This window comes from Nonomuraea sp. NPDC051298 (genome assembly GCF_055586305.1).
The window spans coordinates 64,776-83,349 of sequence record NZ_JBVJIM010000016.1 but is presented as its reverse complement, the minus strand read 5'-3'; the positions used below and the strand labels follow the sequence as shown (position 1 = coordinate 83,349).

The 18,574-nt window shown below is 70.1% G+C and carries 16 protein-coding genes and 1 pseudogene; 6 read left to right on the top strand and 11 right to left on the bottom strand.

From position 1 onward, the window contains the following. The first annotated feature begins 49 nt into the window (after nt 1-49). Nucleotides 50-274, top strand: coding sequence for a DUF397 domain-containing protein (locus ACZ6S0_RS36330; RefSeq protein ID WP_344876773.1), 225 nt, complete (start codon nt 50-52; stop codon nt 272-274). A gap of 330 nt (nt 275-604) precedes the next feature. Here the strand turns inward: ACZ6S0_RS36330 and ACZ6S0_RS36325 are convergent, their stop codons facing one another. Together ACZ6S0_RS36325 and ACZ6S0_RS36320 are read right to left on the bottom strand one after the other, a co-directional pair. Then, nucleotides 605-2,053 (bottom strand): catalase, encoded by a 1,449-nt coding sequence (locus tag ACZ6S0_RS36325; RefSeq protein WP_465923851.1) that lies wholly within the window; start codon nt 2,051-2,053, stop codon nt 605-607. A 101-nt stretch (nt 2,054-2,154) separates the two neighbouring features. Then, nucleotides 2,155-3,570 carry an MFS transporter gene (locus tag ACZ6S0_RS36320; protein WP_465923850.1) on the bottom strand — a complete coding sequence of 472 codons (1,416 nt, stop codon included), beginning with the start codon at nt 3,568-3,570 and terminating at the stop codon, nt 2,155-2,157. Between the two features lie 108 nt (nt 3,571-3,678). Here ACZ6S0_RS36320 and ACZ6S0_RS36315 point away from each other — a divergent pair, with 108 nt between their 5' ends. From ACZ6S0_RS36315 to ACZ6S0_RS36300, 4 genes are all read left to right on the top strand, one after another. Beyond that, on the top strand, nt 3,679-4,500 hold the full coding sequence (locus ACZ6S0_RS36315) for a helix-turn-helix transcriptional regulator (RefSeq protein WP_465923849.1): 822 nt from the start codon (nt 3,679-3,681) through the stop codon (nt 4,498-4,500). A 58-nt stretch (nt 4,501-4,558) separates the two neighbouring features. Then, a complete protein-coding gene (locus ACZ6S0_RS36310; RefSeq protein ID WP_465923848.1) occupies nt 4,559-5,641 on the top strand; it encodes a CapA family protein in 1,083 nt (360 codons plus the stop codon). A gap of 42 nt (nt 5,642-5,683) precedes the next feature. Further along, nucleotides 5,684-7,213, top strand: a complete 1,530-nt coding sequence (locus tag ACZ6S0_RS36305; protein ID WP_465923847.1) for an SDR family NAD(P)-dependent oxidoreductase — start codon at nt 5,684-5,686, stop codon at nt 7,211-7,213. 122 nt (nt 7,214-7,335) lie between these two features. After that, a complete protein-coding gene (locus ACZ6S0_RS36300; protein WP_465923966.1) occupies nt 7,336-7,899 on the top strand; it encodes a TetR/AcrR family transcriptional regulator in 564 nt (187 codons plus the stop codon). A 3-nt stretch (nt 7,900-7,902) separates the two neighbouring features. On the opposite strand, the gene ACZ6S0_RS36295 is transcribed toward ACZ6S0_RS36300, so the two are convergent. From ACZ6S0_RS36295 to ACZ6S0_RS36285, 3 genes are all read right to left on the bottom strand, one after another. Then, nucleotides 7,903-8,910, bottom strand: coding sequence for a hypothetical protein (locus ACZ6S0_RS36295; RefSeq protein ID WP_465923846.1), 1,008 nt, complete (start codon nt 8,908-8,910; stop codon nt 7,903-7,905). A gap of 4 nt (nt 8,911-8,914) precedes the next feature. Then, nucleotides 8,915-9,418 carry a SigE family RNA polymerase sigma factor gene (locus ACZ6S0_RS36290; RefSeq protein ID WP_465923845.1) on the bottom strand — a complete coding sequence of 168 codons (504 nt, stop codon included), beginning with the start codon at nt 9,416-9,418 and terminating at the stop codon, nt 8,915-8,917. Between the two features lie 71 nt (nt 9,419-9,489). Continuing rightward, a complete protein-coding gene (locus ACZ6S0_RS36285) occupies nt 9,490-9,807 on the bottom strand; it encodes a hypothetical protein (protein WP_465923844.1) in 318 nt (105 codons plus the stop codon). Between the two features lie 172 nt (nt 9,808-9,979). On the opposite strand from ACZ6S0_RS36285, the gene ACZ6S0_RS36280 reads away from it, so the two are divergent. Beyond that, entirely contained in the window at nt 9,980-10,510 is a 531-nt protein-coding gene (locus ACZ6S0_RS36280; RefSeq protein WP_344876791.1) for a tetratricopeptide repeat protein, read from the top strand. Between the two features lie 323 nt (nt 10,511-10,833). Here ACZ6S0_RS36280 and ACZ6S0_RS36275 read toward each other — a convergent pair whose 3' ends face one another. From ACZ6S0_RS36275 to dnaK, 6 genes and pseudogenes are all read right to left on the bottom strand, one after another. Beyond that, entirely contained in the window at nt 10,834-11,532 is a 699-nt protein-coding gene (locus ACZ6S0_RS36275; protein WP_465923843.1) for a hypothetical protein, read from the bottom strand. 242 nt (nt 11,533-11,774) lie between these two features. Then, nucleotides 11,775-14,348: an ATP-dependent chaperone ClpB gene (gene clpB / locus ACZ6S0_RS36270; RefSeq protein ID WP_465923842.1), complete on the bottom strand. Its 2,574-nt coding sequence runs from the start codon at nt 14,346-14,348 to the stop codon at nt 11,775-11,777. A gap of 32 nt (nt 14,349-14,380) precedes the next feature. Then, nucleotides 14,381-14,704: pseudogene (locus ACZ6S0_RS36265) on the bottom strand (heat shock protein transcriptional repressor HspR); the annotation flags it as partial. 3 nt (nt 14,705-14,707) lie between these two features. Next, on the bottom strand, nt 14,708-15,886 hold the full coding sequence (gene dnaJ, locus ACZ6S0_RS36260; RefSeq protein WP_465923965.1) for a molecular chaperone DnaJ: 1,179 nt from the start codon (nt 15,884-15,886) through the stop codon (nt 14,708-14,710). A gap of 21 nt (nt 15,887-15,907) precedes the next feature. Continuing rightward, nucleotides 15,908-16,504 (bottom strand): nucleotide exchange factor GrpE, encoded by a 597-nt coding sequence (gene grpE / locus ACZ6S0_RS36255; RefSeq protein WP_465923841.1) that lies wholly within the window; start codon nt 16,502-16,504, stop codon nt 15,908-15,910. Then, nucleotides 16,504-18,378 carry a molecular chaperone DnaK gene (gene dnaK, locus ACZ6S0_RS36250; RefSeq protein ID WP_465923840.1) on the bottom strand — a complete coding sequence of 625 codons (1,875 nt, stop codon included), beginning with the start codon at nt 18,376-18,378 and terminating at the stop codon, nt 16,504-16,506. Before dnaK ends, grpE begins: the two co-directional genes overlap by 1 nt. Between the last annotated feature and the right edge of the window lie 196 nt (nt 18,379-18,574).

Below are 18,574 nucleotides of genomic sequence, written 5' to 3'. Positions count from 1 at the left end.
AAAACCTCAGAAAGGGGCAATGGTGCCCCTTTACGCTTTTGGGGAGAAAATGTACAACCACACCAAGACGGCAGCCTGGCGGAAGAGCACCTTCTGCAACGGCGCGGCGACATGCGTCGAGGTTGCCCCTCTGGCCGACGGCAACGTGGCCTTGCGGGACAGCAAGGTGCAGGACGGTCCCGTCCTCGTCTTCACGCCGGAGGAGTGGGCCGCCTTCACGGCCGGGGTCCGTAGTGGCGAGTTCGATCAGGCCGCGCTCGTGGCCGGAGCATAGATGAACGGCCCTGGCGAGTTGCTGGCACAACCTTTCAGGGCCGTTCGGATGGAGGCATGGCGAAACCTCCGGATTTCCAGCTCTCCCCGCAGGATCGAGCACGGAATACCGCACATCATGGCACACTCGCCACCATGTTGATCAACGTGTCGGTGGCCTTTCGCGTGCGCATTTGACCGGTTTTCGCGGAGGATTTTCTCATCACGGCCGCATGAGCGGAAAAAGTGGTACCTCATCTCCCCAGATCGTAGAAAGAATCACGGTCCGCGCCCTTCGTGAGAGGCGCGGGCCGTTTCTCGTGTCCCGGCGGTCGGCGGGGCCTGGGCCGGGTCAGGTCAGGCCCAGGCCGCGGGCGACGCCCTGGCCGAGGTCCTTGTGGACGTTGTCCCAGTACTCCACGACCCGCCGCTTCATGGCCGCCGTGACCTCGGGAGCCGAAGCGTGGCCGACGATGTTGCCCACCAGGTGCTCGCGGTCGGTCTCGGACAGCACGTTCTCCCAGAGGGCGCGCGGCTGGCCATAGTCGTCGTCCTCGGCGTGCAGGACGTACGCCGAGCGGATGATCTCGCCCGTGACGTCGTAGTTCTCGCCCTCGTACAGCGAGGGGGCGGCGACGGGACCGCCGGCGGAGTTGGGGGCGTACACCGGGTCCCGCGGGTTGCGGTAGGCCATCGGGCCGTCGGCGTTGTAGGAGTGGACCTCGTTGCGCGGCTGGTTGATCGGGAGCTGCAGGTAGTTGGGCCCGATCCGGTAGCGGTGGGCGTCGGGGTAGGAGAACAGGCGGCCCTGGAGCATCTTGTCGGGGGAGGCGCCGATGCCGGGCACCAGGTTCGACGGCTCGAAGCCCGCCTGCTCCACCTCGGCGAAGTAGTTGCCGGGGTTCCGGTCGAGGGTGAACCTGCCGATCGTGATCTCCGGGTAGTCGCTGTGCGGCCACACCTTGGTCAGGTCGAACGGGTTGAACCGGTAGTCCGCCGCGGCCTCGAACGGCATGATCTGCACGTTGACCGTCCACGACGGGTGGTCGCCGCGCCTGATCGCGTCGTACAGGTCGCGGGTGTGGTGGTCGGGGTCGGCCGACTGCAGGGCGGCGGCTTCTGCGGTGGTCAGGTTGCGGACGCCCTGCTCGGTCTTGAAGTGGTACTTGACCCAGTACCTCTCGCCCGCCGCGTTGTACCAGAGGAACGTGTGCGAGCCGAACCCGTGCATGTGCCGCCACGTGGCCGGGGTGCCCCGGTCGGTCATCAGGAACGTGACCTGGTGCGCGGACTCGGGCGACAGCGTCCAGAAGTCCCACTGCATGTTGTGGTCGCGCAGGTGGTTGTCGGCGCGGCGCTTCTGGCTGTGGATGAAGTCGGAGAACTTCTGCGGGTCGCGGATGAAGAAGATCGGCGTGTTGTTGCCGACGATGTCGTAGTTGCCGTCCTCGGTGTAGAACCTGATCGCGAAGCCGCGCGGGTCGCGGGCGGTGTCGGCGCTGCCCAGCTCGCCGGCGACGGTCGAGAAGCGCAGGAAGAGCGGCGTCTCCGTGCCCTTGCGGAACAGCTCGGCCTTGGTGAACTGGCTGACGTCCTCGGTGATCCGCAGTACGCCGTGGGCGCCCCCGCCCTTGGCGTGCACCACCCGCTCCGGCACCCGTTCCCTGTTGAAGTGGGCCATCTTCTGGATCAGGTAGTGGTCCTGCAGGAGCAGCGGGCCATTCGGGCCGACGGAGAGCGAGTGGTCGTCACTCGGCGCGGGGATGCCCGCGCCGTCGGTCGTTACGGGCCTGGTCGTCATGGCACGGTCCTCCGAATGATCATTTGTGGTTCGGGCAGGCGCCTGTGACGACCAACCTACTGCGTTAACTTGAACGACTCAAGTTATGGAGTTATCCAGGTTTAGGCGGCGGCGGGTGCGCGGCGGACCAGGAAGATCGAGCAGAGGCCCGCGACCACGGCCAGGCCCGCCAACGCGATCGACGTCGCCAGCGGGGCCGACGCCGAGGAGGCGGCGCTCCGGTCGAGGGTGATGAACAGCGTGCCCACCGTGGAGACGCCGATGACCTGACCGAGTTGCATCACGGTGAGCAGCGCGCCGCTGGCGTCGGCCGCGTACGTGCCGTCCACCCGCTCGGTCGCCAGGTTGGTCACCGCGACCTGCACGCCCAGGCCCGCGCCGACGAGGGCGCTCATGACCGCGTACGGCACCCCGCCGCCGGCGGCGAACCCGAGGCCGAGGTAGGCCGGTGCCGCCACCACGTAGCCGAAGGGCACCAACGAGCGCTGCAACCGCAGCGGCAGGCGCGGCCAGGCGAGCCCGACCGCGCCGAAGGCGAGCGCGCACGGCACCATCATCAGGCCGGAGGCCAGCGGCGTCAGGTGCAGGTCGCCCTGCAGGTGCAGGGCCGAGGTGAACAGGAACGCGCCCCACGTGGCCGGGCCGAACAGCAGGATCGCCAGCCCCGGCCGCATGCCGGGCGCGCGCAGCACCCGGGCGTCGACCAGCGGACGCCCGCCCTGGGAGGTCACCCACCGCTCGACGCGGACGAACGTGACGAACATCACCACGCTCAGCCCCATCGAGACCCAGCCCCACAGCGGCCAGCCCAGCTCGCGCCCGAGCACCAGCGGCACCACGAAGAGCAGCACGGCGGCCGACAGGGTCACCAGGCCCCACGGGTCGAGCCCGGTACGTCCGCCGCCCGAGTCGGCGGGCAGCACCCGGAGCCCGGCCACCAGCAGCAGCGCCCCGATCGGCACCAGCACCAGGAACACGATCCGCCAGCCCAGCCCCAGGCCCAGCAGGATTCCGCCGAGCGCCTGGCCGACCACGATGCCACCACTGATCATCAGCGACCACAGCCCGATCGCCCGGCCGCGGGCCGCGCCCTGGTAGTTGCGCTGGATCAGCGTCAGCACCTGGGGCATCATCATGGCGGCCCCGGCGCCCTGCAACAGCCTGGAGGCCACCAGCCAGCCGGTCGTGGGAGCCAGCCCCGCGGCGAGCGTGGTGACGGTGAAGACCGCCAGGCCGCCCAGGAACGCCGTGCGATAGCCGAACAGATCGCCGACCCTGGCTCCAGTGATCAGAAGCACGGCGTAGACAATGGTGTAGCCCGCCACGATCATCTGCAGCCCGGCGCCGGAGGAGCCCAGGTCGGACTCGATGGTCGGGGTGGCCACGTTGACGATGTTGACGTTGAGGATCGCCAGGAACTGCCCGATGAGGATGATCGCCAGGAGCAGGCCGCTGGACTTGGGGGTTTCCCGCGGTTGGGTGCCCGCAGGAGGGATGAAAGCGGCAGTTTGCGACATACTCAGCAGTCTGCCGGGCCTCCAGTACCAGTAACGAGAGCCCCTTTATACTGGTATTGACGGTAACTGACTAGATGCAGTTGCTTCCTCCATAGTGGAGTTGTGAGGGTGGCTGAGGAAAGACGTACGGATCTGTCGGCCTTCTTGCGCTCCCGTCGCGAGCGGATCACGCCGGAGATGGTCGACCTCGCGCCGGGGCCGCGCAGGCGTACCCCGGGGCTGCGCCGCGAGGAGGTGGCCCAGCTCGCCGGCGTGGGCGTGACCTGGTACACCTGGCTGGAGCAGGGGCGCCCGATCAACGCCAGCACGCAGGTGCTCGACGCGATCGCGCGCACGCTCAGGCTCGACAGCGCCGAACGCCACCACCTCTACCGGCTGGCCGGGCAGGTGGCCGATCCCATGCCGGTCGACTCGGGCCAGGTGACGCCCGAGATGCAGGAGATCCTCGACCGGCTCGGCGACATACCCGCCTGCGTCACCAACAGCCGGTCCGACACCCTGGCCTGGAACGACGCGTACGCCACCCTGTTCCCCGAGCTGGTCAGCGCCGCCGAGGGGGAGCGCAACTCGCTCTGGCAGGCGTGCGTCAACCCCGCGCCCACGACGCTGCTGCTCGACCGCGAGGGCGAGCTGGCGCGGGCCGTGGCGGTGTTCAGGGGCGCCTACACCCGGCACGCCGACGACCCCTGCTGGCAGGACTTCGCCCGCCGGCTCTGCTCCGAGAGCGCCGAGTTCGCCCGGCTGTGGGCACGGCAGGACGTGGCGGAGCCGGGGCCGCGGGTCAAGGAGTACAAGCACGTCAAGCACGGGATCCTGCGCTTCAGCACGACCAGCCTCACGGCGCTGCCCGAACTCCGGATGATCGTCTACACGCCGATGGACGACGAGACTCGTAGGGCAATGTCCAAACTCAGGGGAACTGCACGGTAATACGCCTCCATGGCATGCTCGATCCTTGAAAGTCAGGTTCGAGCGGAAGTGGCGGTAGATGAGACTCCCCCGTGCCCTCCCGGTGCTCGCTGTGGTCGCGTCGCTGGCGGCGTGCTCCCCCGCGCCGGAGAGGGAGCCGCTGCGCCGGCCGGTCGCGCCCTCGACGGCCGCCGAGCAGCCGACCCCGGAGCCGACGCCGACTCCGGAGCGCAAGCCGTTCACCATCGCCTTCGGCGGTGACGTGCACTTCGAGGGGATCCTGCGCCCGCGGCTGGCCGATCCGCGCACGGCGCTGGGGCCGATCGCGAGCGTGCTGCGCAAGGCCGACTTATCGATGGTGAACCTGGAGACCGCGATCACCACCGCGGGGACGCCGGCGCCGGGCAAGCAGTACACGTTCAGGGCGCCGGCCAGCGCGCTCACCGCGCTGAAGGGCGCGGGGGTGGACGTCGCCTCCATGGCCAACAACCACGGCATGGACTACATGGAGAGCGGGCTGGCCGACTCGCTGGCGGCGGTCAAACGCAGCAAGTTCCCCGTGGTGGGGATCGGGGAGGACGCGGCGCAGGCGTACCGGCCCTTCCGCAGGACGGTGAACGGCAACCGGGTGGCGATCATCGGGGCCACCCAGGTGCTGGACGCCGAGTTCATCCAGTCGTGGACGGCCACGGCGGACCAGGGCGGCCTGGCCTCGGCCAAGAACGAGGCGGCGCTGCTGCGGGCCGTACGGCAGGCGCGCAAGAACTCCGACACCGTCATCGTCCACCTCCACTGGGGCACCGAGATGCAGAAGTGCCCCAACGAGGCGCAGCGCTCACTGGCCCCCAAGCTGGTCGAGGCGGGCGCCGACGTCGTGGTCGGCGGGCACGCGCACATCCTGCTCGGCTCGGGCTACCTGGACGACGCCTACGTCAACTACGGCCTGGGCAACTTCGTCTTCTACAACTCCAACCCGGCCACCACCGGCAGGACCGGCGTCCTGACGCTGACCATCAACGGGCGGAAGGTCCTGAAGGACACCTGGACTCCGGCCACCATCCAAGGGGGTATCCCGATACCGATGACAGGGTCGGCCAGGACCAGCGCCGTGACGGACTGGAAGGCACTGCGCTCCTGCACGGGGCTGGCCGCGCGACCCTGATCGATCTAGTCTGCTGGACAGATCGTCCAATAGGGGGTCGTGATGCGGTGGGTCGAGTCCGGTGACGTGCGGCCGGCGGTCTTCGAGGAGGGGGAACCGGGCAGGCCGGTCGTGCTGCTCCCGCACGACCACCCGGGCACCCGCCGGGTCTGGGACGAGGTCGCGGCGCTCCTGCGTGACCGCTTCCGCGTCGTGCGTTACGACGTACGCGGGGCGGGGGCGTCGACGGCCCGGCGCGACCACGGCTTCGACCCGCTGACCGCCGACCTCGGCGCGGTGATCGACGCGAGTGGCGCGCCCCGTGTCCACCTGGTCGGGCACGACCGGGGCTCGCCGCGGGGGTGGGAGGCGCCGGCACGGGCGGGGATCAGGGACCGGCTGGCCTCGTTCACCGGTCTGGGCGGGCCGGGGCTGCGGCGGGCGGGCGGCTTCACGCGGCACGGGCGGTGGCGCGACCTGTGGCTCAACCGGCGGAACACGCTCGGCACGCTGGGCGACCCGGGCCTCGACCCGGGCGTGCCCGACGTGCCCGTGCAACTCGTCGCGGCCACCCGCGACCCGTGCGTCACCCCCGCGCTACGGGCGGCAGCAGGACACTGGGCGTCCAGGCGCTGGCGGCGCACGATCGCGGCCCGGCGCCGGGCGCGCCGCGGCCACCCCGAGGCCGTGGCCGGCGTGATCGCCGAGTTCGTGGACCACGTCGAGGGCGCGGCGCCGCGCCGGGCGCGGGCCGGGGGCGCGTTCGGCGGCCGGCTGGTGGTGGTCACCGGCGCGGGGTCCGGGATCGGGCTGGCGACGGCGCGGGCGTTCGCGGCGCACGGGGCGGAAGTGGTCTGCGCGGACATCGACGGAGATGCGGCGAGGCGGGCGGCCGACGCCATTGACAAAGATCTCCACGGTACGGCCCACGCGGCGCGGGTCGATGTGGCGAGCGCCGATCAGATGGAGGACTTCGCGCGAAATATCATCTCCGAATATGGCGTGCCGGACATTGTGGTGAACAATGCCGGGATAGCGATCGTTGGATCGTTCTTCGGTCACACGCTCGACGACTGGCGCAGGACCATCGACGTCAATCTCTGGGGTGTCGTCCACGGGTGCCGTCTGTTCGGTGCGGCCATGGCCGAGCGCGGGGAGGGCGGGCACATCGTCAACGTCGCCTCCCTGGCCGCGTTCGTGCCGTCCCGGCCGCTGCCGGCGTACTCGACCGCCAAGGCCGCCGTGAAGACGCTCAGCGACTGTCTCAGGGCCGAGCTGGCCGGTCAGGGCATCGGGGTCACCGTGGTCTGCCCGGGGTTCGTCTCCACGGGGATCGCGCGCAACGCCACGTACCTTGGTAATGGCGCGGGTGGCGGCATGCGGGAGGGGGCCGTACGCGGGCTCGCGCGGCGCGGTTACCCGCCCGAGCGGGTGGCCGCGCACATTCTTCGCGCGGTGCGGAGAAATCAGCCGGTCGTGCCGGTTAACTTGGAGGGGAAAATCGGGTATGCCCTGTCGCGGATTTCGCCCCGAGCGATGCGCGGGCTGGCCCGGCTGAGCGCGCTCGCGGGAAATCCGAGAAGCGGAGGGTAATGAACGCCCAAACGGGAGAAGATGAATCCGTGTCCACGCCGCAAATCGACGACGAGTGCGTCCACCCCAAAGCCCTCAGGCGGCAACCCGCACAACGCCGCAGCGCCAGGCGCGTCGAGCGGATGCTCGACGCGTGCGCCGAACTGCTCGACGAGAGCGGATACGAGACCCTGTCCACCACGCGCATAGCCGAGCGGGCGGACGTCGCGATCGGCTCGGTCTACCAGTTCTTCCCCGACAAGCGGGCCATCACCCAGGAGCTGACCCGGCGCAACGTCGAGGAGTTCGTCCGCAGGGTCGACCGCCGGTTCCTGGAGGAGGACTACCGCGGCTGGTGGGAGGCCGTCGACGCGATCATCGACATCTACGTCGACATGCACAGGACCGTCGCCGGCTTCAAGAGCCTGCACTTCGGCGACGTCGTCGACCTCAACCTCCTCGACTCCGACTCCGACAACAACACGGTGATCGCGGGCCGGCTGCGCGGGCTGTTCCTGACCGAGTTCGGGCTGGCCGACAGCCCCACGCTCGACCTCGCCGTGCTGGTGGCCGTGGAGGCGGGCGACGCGGTGCTGAAACTGGCCTTCCGCCGCGACCCCGGCGGCGAGCCCGAGATCATCGACGCGGCCAAACACCTGATCAGGGGCTTCCTGTCCCGCCAGCTCAAGTCGTGGTCGCCGAGGTGAGCCTCAGTCGTAGAGCGCCACGGTCAGGGTGCCGGGGCGGCGGCCGTACTCGGGGGCGTCGGCCCACACCCTGACCCGTACGGTCAGCAGGCCGTCGGCGGCGGGCTCCACCTGGCCGAGTTCGATGCGGGCCGGGGTGCCCGACGAAGGGGCGTCGGGGCAGCCGGGGCCGCCGTCCAGCGCCTTCCCGTTCACGGTGATCTCCTGGCGCAGCCGACCGGCCAGGACCCCGCCGCAGTACGTCACCACCGCCGGCGGCCGTCCGGTGTGCGGGACCGTGAGGGTGACCTCCTTGGCCTCCGGCCAGGTGACGCTCTTCGAGGTGACCAGCCGGCGCCCACCGTCGTCCGGGAGAGCGGCCGGTGGCGCGACGGGCGTCGGCGCGGGCCCCATGAGGGTGGGCGGGGTCCACTCGTAGACGCCGAACCGCCACGTCTGAGGGGTCTCCTCGGCGGGCGCGTCCGGACGTTTGACGATGAAGATCGCGCGCTCGGTGTCCGCGGGCAGCGGCACCACGTCGACCGGCCGATGCCGTTCGCAGACCCCTCGCAGTGTGGGGACGGGCGTCAGGGCCTCTCGGTCGATCTCCGGCGTCGTGACGCGGACGTCCGGTAGCGGGCCGCTCGCCCCCGCGGGACAGTCCGCCATGAGGGCCAGCGGCCGCCCGCTCACCTCCACCTCGAAGAGGAACGACTGCATCGCGGGCAGCATCGAGATCTCGGTGAGACGGCGGTAGACGGTTCCGTCCGCCTCCTCGAAACCGGCGGGGAGCCGGTCGGGGGAGGACGCCGTGATCGAGGCGTCGTCCCGCCACGGCCCGCCCAGGACGACCAGACCCGCGGTCGCCACCACCGCCGCGGCGGCCACCCCGGCGGCGGCGAACGCGGTCAGTCGGCGTCGCCGGGCCCTCCGCGCACCCGTGCGCAGCACCTCCCACGGGATCGGCCGGTCCAGCGCGGGACGGCTGCGCTCCTCCAGCAGGTCGTGCAGCTCTCGGCGGTCGATCGGCACGCCTCTACCCCTCCTTCGCGTAGGTGGCCGCGAACGCTTCGTCCATCCGCAGCTTGGCCAGCGCTCTGCTGGTCTGGCTCTTGACCGTCCCCACGCTGCAGCCCAGCGTCTCGGCGGTCTGGGCCTCGGTCATGTCCTCGAAGAAGCGCAGCACCAGTACGGCCCGCTGCCGGGCGGGCAGCCGGCCCAGCGCCCGCCAGACCAGTTCACGTTCGTCCGCCTGACCCATGTGGTCGGGCAGGCCCTCGAGGTCGGGCGGCGAGCCGGTGGTGACCTCCGCCCGTCTCCAGCGCCGCCGCCACCACGACACGTGCACGTTGACGACGATCTTGCGTACGTACGCCTCGTGCTCGCTCGTGATGCGCGGCCAGGCCGGCCACGCCTTCATCAGCGCCGTCTGCACCAGGTCCTCGGCCGTGGCCCAGTCCCTGGTGAGCAGGTAGGCGGTGCGGAGCAACCGATGCCACGCCGCGGAGACGAACGCGTCGTACTCCGGCCGATCCGCCATGCGACAAGCCTCTCTCCGGTGACATTCACCCGTACGACGCGGGCGGGCGGAGAGAAGGTTGCTCGGCGGGCTCAGTTGTCGCTCAGCGGGTCGCCGGGCCAGGCCGGGACCTCACGGGACAGACGCTTGGTGTACTCGCGTTCTCCGAGCGCGGTCGCGGGCCCCTGCTGCAGACCTGGCGTGGCGGGCGTGCGGAAGCACGGGGCCGGGAACGAGACCGGACGCGCGTCCCTGGCCTCGCGTACGTCGAGGCGGGCCTCCAGCGCCCGCAGATTGCGCTCGGCCACGTCGATGGCCTCCAGACGGGCCGACATGTAGCCGGCCACCCCGGGAATGACGGCCGACAACACCACAGCACAGGCCAGCGTGAAGGTTAGCTGCTTGGACATGCCCATCACAGTCCCTTCGCTCGCGTGGCGGCAAAGCGACTGGTATATGCCCGCCGACCTGCACGGACACGCGCAGCGTGAGCAGGATTGGACAAGACGTTACCGAATTTGCACGGGACCGGCGATGCGGATTGACCGGGCAAACGGCCGGGTGGCTCGGTAGTCTCGCGGTGTGGCGCATGTGACCCGTGAGCACCTTGATCGTCTGCTTGAGCAGGCACTGCTGGCCGACGACCACAGTTCCCTGGCCAGTCGGCTGTACGACGTCGCGCTCGACTATTCGTCCGGCGACGTCTCCAGGGCATCCATCCTGGTCCTCGCCGCCGAGGAATGGCGAGCGGCCGGGCAGCCCGCGCGCGCGATGGAGTGTTTCCAGCGCGCGGTCGAGGACGGCGGCGACGCGGGCTTCGATCCGCGTGCCGGCATCGCCGACACGCTCTTCGAACTCGACCGGCCGGATGAGGCGAGGGAGGTCATCGAGACCATACGCGCGGAGGGCAACGTCTCCACGGCGACGGCTCACACGATCGCCGAGACGCTGGTGGCCTACGGCGATCTCCAAGGGGGGCTCGAATGGGCCACCCAGGCCGTCCTCAGGTGTGACGAGAACGACCCGGAGCAGGTGGCGCTGTTGCGTACCCGCTATCGCATCAGGGTCGATCTCGGGCTCCCCGAGGACGAGCTGGACGAGCTCGTCCCCTGAGACCGCGCGTACGGACGCCCGCCGGGGTGGTCACCGGCACGGCTCGCTGTGGCGTGCCCGAAAACGGGCGGGTTCCGAGCGGGCCGGTCTGGGTGGGCAGGTACGCGCGGGCGGGTCCGAAGGGGCCGCGGCCGGGCGACCGCGACCCCTCCGGCTGTGGGACGCCGGGCGCGGCAGGCACGACCCGCGCCCGGACGAGGTGGCTCATCTCAACAACCCGACGACTCCGGAGGGAGCGGGCCCGCGGCTGCCCCGCCGCGCTCCGCTCGCGCGGAGCGCGGCGCGGTCGGCTCACCGCGGCTCGCTCGTCGGGAGCGGGTGGGTCACTTCAGGCCGAGCTGCTGCGCCAGGCCGGCGAAGCCGGTCCCCACCAGTTCGCCGCCCGGCAGCATCGAGGTGCCCTCGACGCTCTCCACGGCCTTCGGCAGCAGCTCGCCGATGACGTCCGCGCCGACCTCGCGTACCGGCTGCTTCAGGTCCAGCGGCGACTGGACCCCGGTGCCGGCGATGCGGTTCTGATGGGTGGCCTGGCCGAGTGACAGCTCGGCGGGCAGATTGGCGAGCTGCGGCTCCTGGGGCAGCGCGGGCAGCGCAGGCAGCTCGGGCAGCGACGGCAGCGCGGGCACGCCGGACATCGTCGACAGGTCCTTCATTCCGAGAGGGCCCGGCACCATGGGGAACAGCGCCGGCGACGCCGAGGTCAGCGAGGGCATGCCCCACGTGGCCGCGACGCCGCCCAGGTCCGCCGCGCCCAGCACCTCCTTGCCCGTGGCCAGGCCGGTCAGGCCGAGATGCCTGGCCAGATCCCCGGCGGCCATGGCCAGCCTGTTGCTCTCCTTGGTGACCATCCGGCCGTTGCCGGGGCCTCCGTCGTTAACGCGCAGCTTCGCGTGCTCGTCGCAGTACGAGGCGATGGCGGTGGGCGACAGCAGCGAGGGTTCGGTGCGGGGGCAGGACTGGGCCGTCGAGGGACCTGTGGACAGCAAGCCGACACCCGCGATCAGAGCGGCCACCGCGATCATGCTTCGGATCTTCTGGAATGACACCGGACGTTCCCCTGATCGATTTCGGTGATCTGACGAACGCCGAACGTAGTCACAGTTCCGGGCCGGGGAAGGCGGCTTGTCCGAAGGGTGGGGCGAACCTTACCGAACGCGCGGCCCGATGACCCTGCCATGACACGCCGCCGTCGCGTTCCTCCCGGGACGCGGGAGCCCGGAGATCGTGGTGATCTCCGGGCCCGGCGGTCGAGGGTACGGGCGGGTCAGGCCCCGCGCTGGACGAGCAGCTCGTCGTCGCCCAGCTCGACCTTGACCTTGTCGCCGTCGACGACCTCGCCCGACAGCACCGCCTTGGCCAGCTTGTCGCCGATGGCCGACTGGACCAGGCGGCGCAGCGGGCGGGCGCCGTAGAGCGGGTCGTAGCCGGTCAGAGCCAGCCACTCGCGGGCCGCCGGCGTGACCTCCAGCGTCAGCCTGCGGTCGGCCAGGCGCCGCGCCAGGCGTTCGACCTGCAGGTCGACGATCTGGGCCAGTTCCTCGGAGCCGAGCGCGTCGAAGAGGATCACGTCGTCGAGCCGGTTGAGGAACTCCGGCTTGAACGAGCTGCGCACCGCCCCCATGACCGCCTCCCGTTTGGCGCCGTTCTCCAGCTTGGGATCGACGAGGAACTGCGAGCCGATGTTGGAGGTGAGGATCAGGATCGTGTTGCGGAAGTCGACCGTGCGGCCCTGGCCGTCGGTCAGCCGCCCGTCGTCGAGCACCTGCAGCAGGATGTCGAACACCTCGGGATGGGCCTTCTCGACCTCGTCGAGCAGCACCACGGTGTACGGACGCCGCCGCACGGCCTCGGTGAGCTGGCCGCCCTCCTCGTAGCCGACGTAGCCGGGAGGCGCGCCCACGAGCCTGGCCACGCTGTGCTTCTCGGAGTATTCGCTCATGTCGATGCGGGTCATCGCCCGCTCGTCGTCGAACAGGAACTCCGCCAGCGCCTTGGCCAGCTCGGTCTTGCCCACCCCTGTCGGCCCGAGGAACAGGAACGAGCCCGTCGGCCGGTCGGGGTCGGCGATGCCCGCGCGGCTGCGGCGTACGGCGTCGGAGACCGCCTGGACGGCCTGCCGCTGCCCGATGAGACGCCGGCCCAGCTCTCCCTCCATGCGCAGCAGCTTGACCGTCTCGGCCTCCAGCAGCCGCCCGGCCGGGATGCCGGTCCACGACGAGATCACCTCGGCGATGTCGTCGGCGCCGACCTCCTCCTTGACCATCGCGTTGTCGGGCGGCGCGGCGTCGGAGGCGGACTTGAGCGCCTGCTCCAGCCGGGGCACCTCGGCGTACATCAGCCGGGAGGCCGCCTCGAAGTCGCCGTCGCGCTGGGCGCGCTCGGCCGCGCCGCGGGCCTCGTCGAGCTGCTTCTTCAGCTCGCCGACCTTGTTCAGCCCGGCCTTCTCGTGCTCCCAGCGGCCGACGAGGGCGTTGAGCTCCTCCTGGCGGTCGGCCAGCTCCTGGCGCAGGCGCTCGAGCCGCTGGACGGAGGCGTCGTCGGTCTCCTTCGACAGCGCCAGCTCCTCCATCTTCATCCGGTCGACGTTGCGCTGGAGCTGGTCGATCTCCACGGGACGGGAGTCGATCTCCATGCGCAGCCGCGAGGCGGCCTCGTCGACCAGGTCGATCGCCTTGTCGGGGAGGAACCGGTTGGTGATGTAGCGGTCGGACAGCGCGGCGGCGGCCACCAGCGCGCCGTCGGAGATCTGCACCTGGTGGTGGGCCTCGTAGCGGCCCTTGAGCCCGCGCAGGATCGCGATGGTGTCCTCGACCGTGGGCTCGCCCACGTAGACCTGCTGGAAGCGGCGCTCCAGGGCCGGGTCCTTCTCGATGCGCTCGCGGTACTCGTCGAGCGTGGTCGCGCCGATCATGCGCAGCTCGCCGCGGGCCAGCATCGGCTTGAGCATGTTGCCGGCGTCCATCGCGCCCTCGGCGGCGCCCGCGCCGACGACGGTGTGCAGCTCGTCGATGAACGTCACGATCTGCCCGTCGCTCTCCTTGATCTCGGAGAGCACGGCCTTGAGCCGCTCCTCGAACTCGCCGCGGTATTTCGCGCCGGCCACCATCGCGCCCAGGTCGAGCGAGATGAGCCGCTTGTTGCGCAGCGACTCCGGCACGTCGCCGGCCACGATGCGCTGGGCCAGGCCCTCGACGACCGCGGTCTTGCCGACGCCGGGCTCGCCGATGAGCACCGGGTTGTTCTTGGTGCGGCGGCTGAGTACCTGGATCACGCGGCGGATCTCGCCGTCACGGCCGATGACCGGGTCGAGCTTGCCGCCGCGGGCGTGCTCGGTCAGGTCGACGCCGTACTTCTCCAGGGCCTGGTAGGTGTCTTCCGGGGTCTCGCTGGTGACCCGGGCGTGGCCGCGTACCTTCTCGAACGCGTCGAGCAGCGCCTGCGGCGCGGCGCCCTGCGACTTGAGCAGCTCGGCCGCCTGGCCCCCGTCGGCCGCCAGGCCGACCAGCAGGTGCTCGGTCGAGACGTAGAGGTCCTCGAGCCGCTTGGCGTGCTGGGCGGCGGTGTTGAGCACGGTCAGGAGCTGGCGGGAGCTGGACGGCGCCCCCACCGTCGCGCCCTGTGCCTTGGGCAGTGTGGCGAGCTGCTCCTCCGTACGGGCCCGCAGCGTGCGCCAGTCGGCGCCGACGGCCTCCAGCAGCGGCACGGCGGTGCCGCCGGTCTGCGAGAGCAGCGTGGTCAGCAGGTGAGCCGGGGCGATCTCCGGGTTGCCCTCCGCGGCGGCGCGGCGCATGGCACCCGAGAGCGCTTCCTGGCTCTTCTGGGTGAGCTTGTAGTCCATTCCTTCTAGGCCCCCGGTGGCAGCTCGTAACGGATCAGCGCTCTGACCATCCGCATCTCGGCGCGCAGGCGGTGAACCTCCTCACGCAGCCGCAGAGCTTCGTTCTCGAGCTCGAGAATCCGCTTGATCCCCGCGAGGTTGATGCCCTCTTCCTGGGAGAGCCGCTGCACCTCGCGGAGCTGGATGATGTCTCTCGTGGAGTAGAGGCGGCCGCGCCCAGCAGTGCGGCCAGGGCTGACCAGCCCCAGCCGGTCGTACTGGCGCAGCGTCTGCGGGTGGAGCCCGGAGAGCTGCGCGGCCACCGAGATCACATAGACAGGGGTGTCGTCCGACAGGTCGAAATAGTTGGCGTCCATCGGCTACTCGCTTCTGGCTCGCTGAATCAGCTCGGCCCGCGGGTCGTCGCCCGCGGTCGCGGTGTTGAACTCGTTGAGGAGCTCGCGCGACTTGTCGTCGAGCGTGTTCGGCACGAGCACCTCGACGGTGGCGAGCAGGTCGCCCTTGGTGCCGTCTTTCCTGGTGACGCCCCTGCCCCGCACCCGGAACGTGCGCCCGTTAGGTGTGCCCGTGGGAATGCGCAGCGTGACCGGCATGCCCTTGAGGATCGGGACCTTGATCTCGGCCCCCAGAGCGGCCTCCGTGAACGTCACCGGCACGGTGATCGTCAGGCTGTCGCCCGTCCTGCCGAACACGGCGTGCGGCTTGACGTGGGTCTGGATGTAGAGGTCGCCCGCCGGGCCGCCGTTCTCGCCGGGCGCGCCCTTGGCCTTGAGCTTGACGCGCTGGCCGTCGGCCACGCCCGCCGGGATGCGGGCCTGGATGGTACGGGTGCTCTTGGCCCGGCCGCTGCCCTCGCACACGGGGCAGGGGTCGTCCACGAGCAGCCCACGGCCCTTGCAGTCACGGCAGGGCTCGGAGAAGGCGAAGTTGCCCAGGTTGCGGCTGGCCGCGCCGGTGCCCTCACAGGTGGGGCAGACCCTGGGGGTCGTGCCCGCCTTGGCCCCGGTGCCGCTGCACGCGGTGCAGGCGGCCGAACTGGTCAGCCGGAGGGACACGGTGGTGCCCTCGACCGCTTCGGTGAACGTCAGCGTGACCTCGGACTCGATGTCCTGGCCACGCCGCGGCCGGGTCGTGGTGGTGGTGCGGCCGGTCGTGCCGCCCCGGTTGAACAGCCCGCCGAACAGGTCGCCGAGCCGCTCACCCGCACTGTGGCCGGAGCTCTGCTGGCTGGTGCCGCCGAACAGGTCACCGAAGTCGAACGGGAAACCGCCACCGCCCGCCCGCTGGCCGCCCACCCCGGACCCGAACAGCGTGCGCGCCTCGTCGTACTCCTTGCGGCGCTTGCCGTCGGACAGGACGTCGTAAGCCTCGGAGACCTCCTTGAACTTGGTCTCCTTGGTCGCGTCGCCCTGGTTGGTGTCGGGGTGGTATTGCCTGGCCAGCTTCCGGTAGGCCTTCTTGATCTCCTCGGCGGTGGCGGTCTTGGGCACACCAAGGACGGCGTAGTAGTCCTTTTCCAGGTAGTCCTTGGTGCTCATCACGGCCCTTCGTCCTTGTGATCAGTTTTCTTCGTCGTCATTGGACGCCACGGGAGCGTCCTCGGGTTCGGCGACGGCCACTCGCGCGGGGCGGAGCACCCTGTCACCCATCCGGTATCCAGGCTGCAACACTTCCACGGCGGTGGGCTCGGTCACGTCGGGCGAATAGCTGTGCATCAGCGCCTCGTGCACGGTCGGGTCGAACGGGTCGCCCTTCTGCCCGAAAGCGCTGAGGCCGAGCTTGGTGAGCGCCGACTCCAGCGACTCGGCCACCTTCGCGAAGCCGCCGTTCAGCTCGCCGTGCTCGCGCGCCCTGCCGATGTCGTCGAGCATGGGCAGCAGCTCGGCCAGCACTCCGGCGACCGCCTGCTCGCGCACCGCCACGCGGTCGCGCTCGACCCTCCTGCGGTAGTTGGTGTACTCCGCCTGAAGGCGCTGTAGGTCAGCGGTCCGCTCGGCGAGCTGGGCCGCCAGCTCGCCGTCCAGCGGCTCGAGAGCCTCGGCCGACTCCTCCTGCGGTGTGGCCGGGGGGTGCTCTCTGACCTGGCCCGTCTCCGGGTCGATCTTCCGGTTGTCGCGGATCACCGGTTCCTCGTGCCCGTTTTCGCGCGCCGGCATCACTGGTCCTTCTTCGGCTGGTCGTCGTCCACGATCTCGGCCTCGACCACGTCGTCATCGGCCTTCTGGCCCTGACCGGCGGTGGCGTCCTGGGGGGCGCCCTCGGGGCCGCCGCCCTGCTGGGCCTGGCTCGCGGCGTAGATGGCCGAGCCCATCTTCTGGCTGACCGTGGCGAGCTTTTCCGCCGAGGTGCGGATGACGTCGGTGTCGGTGCCCTCCAGAGCCTTCTTCAGCTCGGTCAGGGCGTCGTTGACCTCGGTCTTGATGTCGCCGGGGACCTTGTCGTCGTTCTCGCGGAGGAACTTCTCCGTCTGGTAGGCGAGCCCGTCGGCGTTGTTGCGGACCTCGGCCTCCTCGCGGCGCTTCTTGTCCTCCTCGGCGTACGACTCGGCCTCGCGCATCATCCGCTCGATGTCGTCCTTCGGCAGCGCGGAGCCGCCGGTGATCGTCATCGTCTGCTCCTTGCCCGTGCCCAGGTCCTTGGCGGAGACGTTGACGATGCCGTTGGCGTCGATGTCGAAGGTGACCTCGATCTGCGGGATGCCGCGCGGCGCCGGCGCGATGCCGGTCAGCTCGAACGTGGCCAGCTTCTTGTTGTAGGAAGCGATCTCGCGCTCGCCCTGGTAGACCTGGATCTGCACCGACGGCTGGTTGTCCTCGGCCGTGGTGAAGACCTCGGAGCGCTTGGTCGGGATCGTGGTGTTGCGCTCGATGATCTTGGTGAAGATGCCGCCCTTGGTCTCGATGCCCAGCGACAGCGGGGTCACGTCGAGCAGCAGGACGTCCTTGACCTCGCCCTTGAGCACGCCGGCCTGCAGCGCGGCGCCGATGGCGACGACCTCGTCGGGGTTGACGCCCTTGTTGGGCTCCTTGCCGCCGGTCAGCTCCTTCACCAGCTCGGAGACGGCGGGCATGCGGGTCGAGCCACCGACGAGCACCACGTGGGCGATGTCGGCGACCTTGATGCCGGCGTCCTTGATGACCTGGTGGAACGGGCCCTTGGTGCGCTCGAGCAGGTCGGCCGTCAGCCGCTGGAACTCGCTGCGCGTGAGCTTCTCGTCGAGGTGCAGCGGGCCCTCGGAGGAGGCCGTGATGTAGGGCAGGTTGATGTTGGTCTCGGACTGGCTGGACAGCTCGATCTTGGCCTTCTCGGCCGCCTCGCGCAGACGCTGGAGCGCCATCTTGTCCTTGGCCAGGTCGACGCCGTGCGCGTTCTGGAAGCGCTTGACCAGTTCGTCGACGACGCGCTGGTCCCAGTCGTCACCGCCGAGGTGGTTGTCGCCGGAGGTGGCCTTGACCTCGACGAAGCCGTGGCCGTCTTCCTGGCCGACGTCGAGCAGCGACACGTCGAAGGTGCCGCCACCGAGGTCGAAGACCAGGATCGTCTGGTCCTGCTCCTTGTCGAGCCCGTAGGCGAGGGCCGCGGCGGTCGGCTCGTTGATGATGCGGAGCACGTTGAGGCCCGCCACCGTGCCGGCCTCCTTGGTGGCCTGGCGCTGGGCGTCGTTGAAGTAGGCGGGAACCGTGACCACCGCGTCGGTGATCTTCTCGCCCAGGTACGCCTCCGCGTCCTGCTTGAGCTTCTGCAGCACGAACGCGCTGATCTGCTGGGGCGAGAACTTCTTCCCGTCGATCTCCTGGGACCAGCTCGTGCCCATCTCCCGCTTGACCGAGCGGATCGTCCGGTCCACATTGGTGACGGCCTGCCGCTTGGCGACCTCACCGACCAGGACCTCGCCGTTCTTCGCGAAGGCGACCACGGACGGCGTGGTCCGCGAGCCCTGCGCGTTGGCGATGACGGTGGGCTCACCGCCCTCGAGGATCGAGACGACGGAGTTGGTCGTCCCAAGGTCGATACCTACCGCACGTGCCATGAGTACGTCCTTGTAGTCAAAGTTGAGTCGATTGGACTCAACCTATGGATGCGTGTCGTCTTTGTCAAACGACTTGAGCCTACTCGACTCAACCTGGGTGAGCGCGAAAGCATTCCCGCCAGGACGGGGGAAGCAGGAGTGATTTCGCGCACCACGGGTCGCGAGGACGGGGTGCCAGGCTCATGGCGGCCTGGGC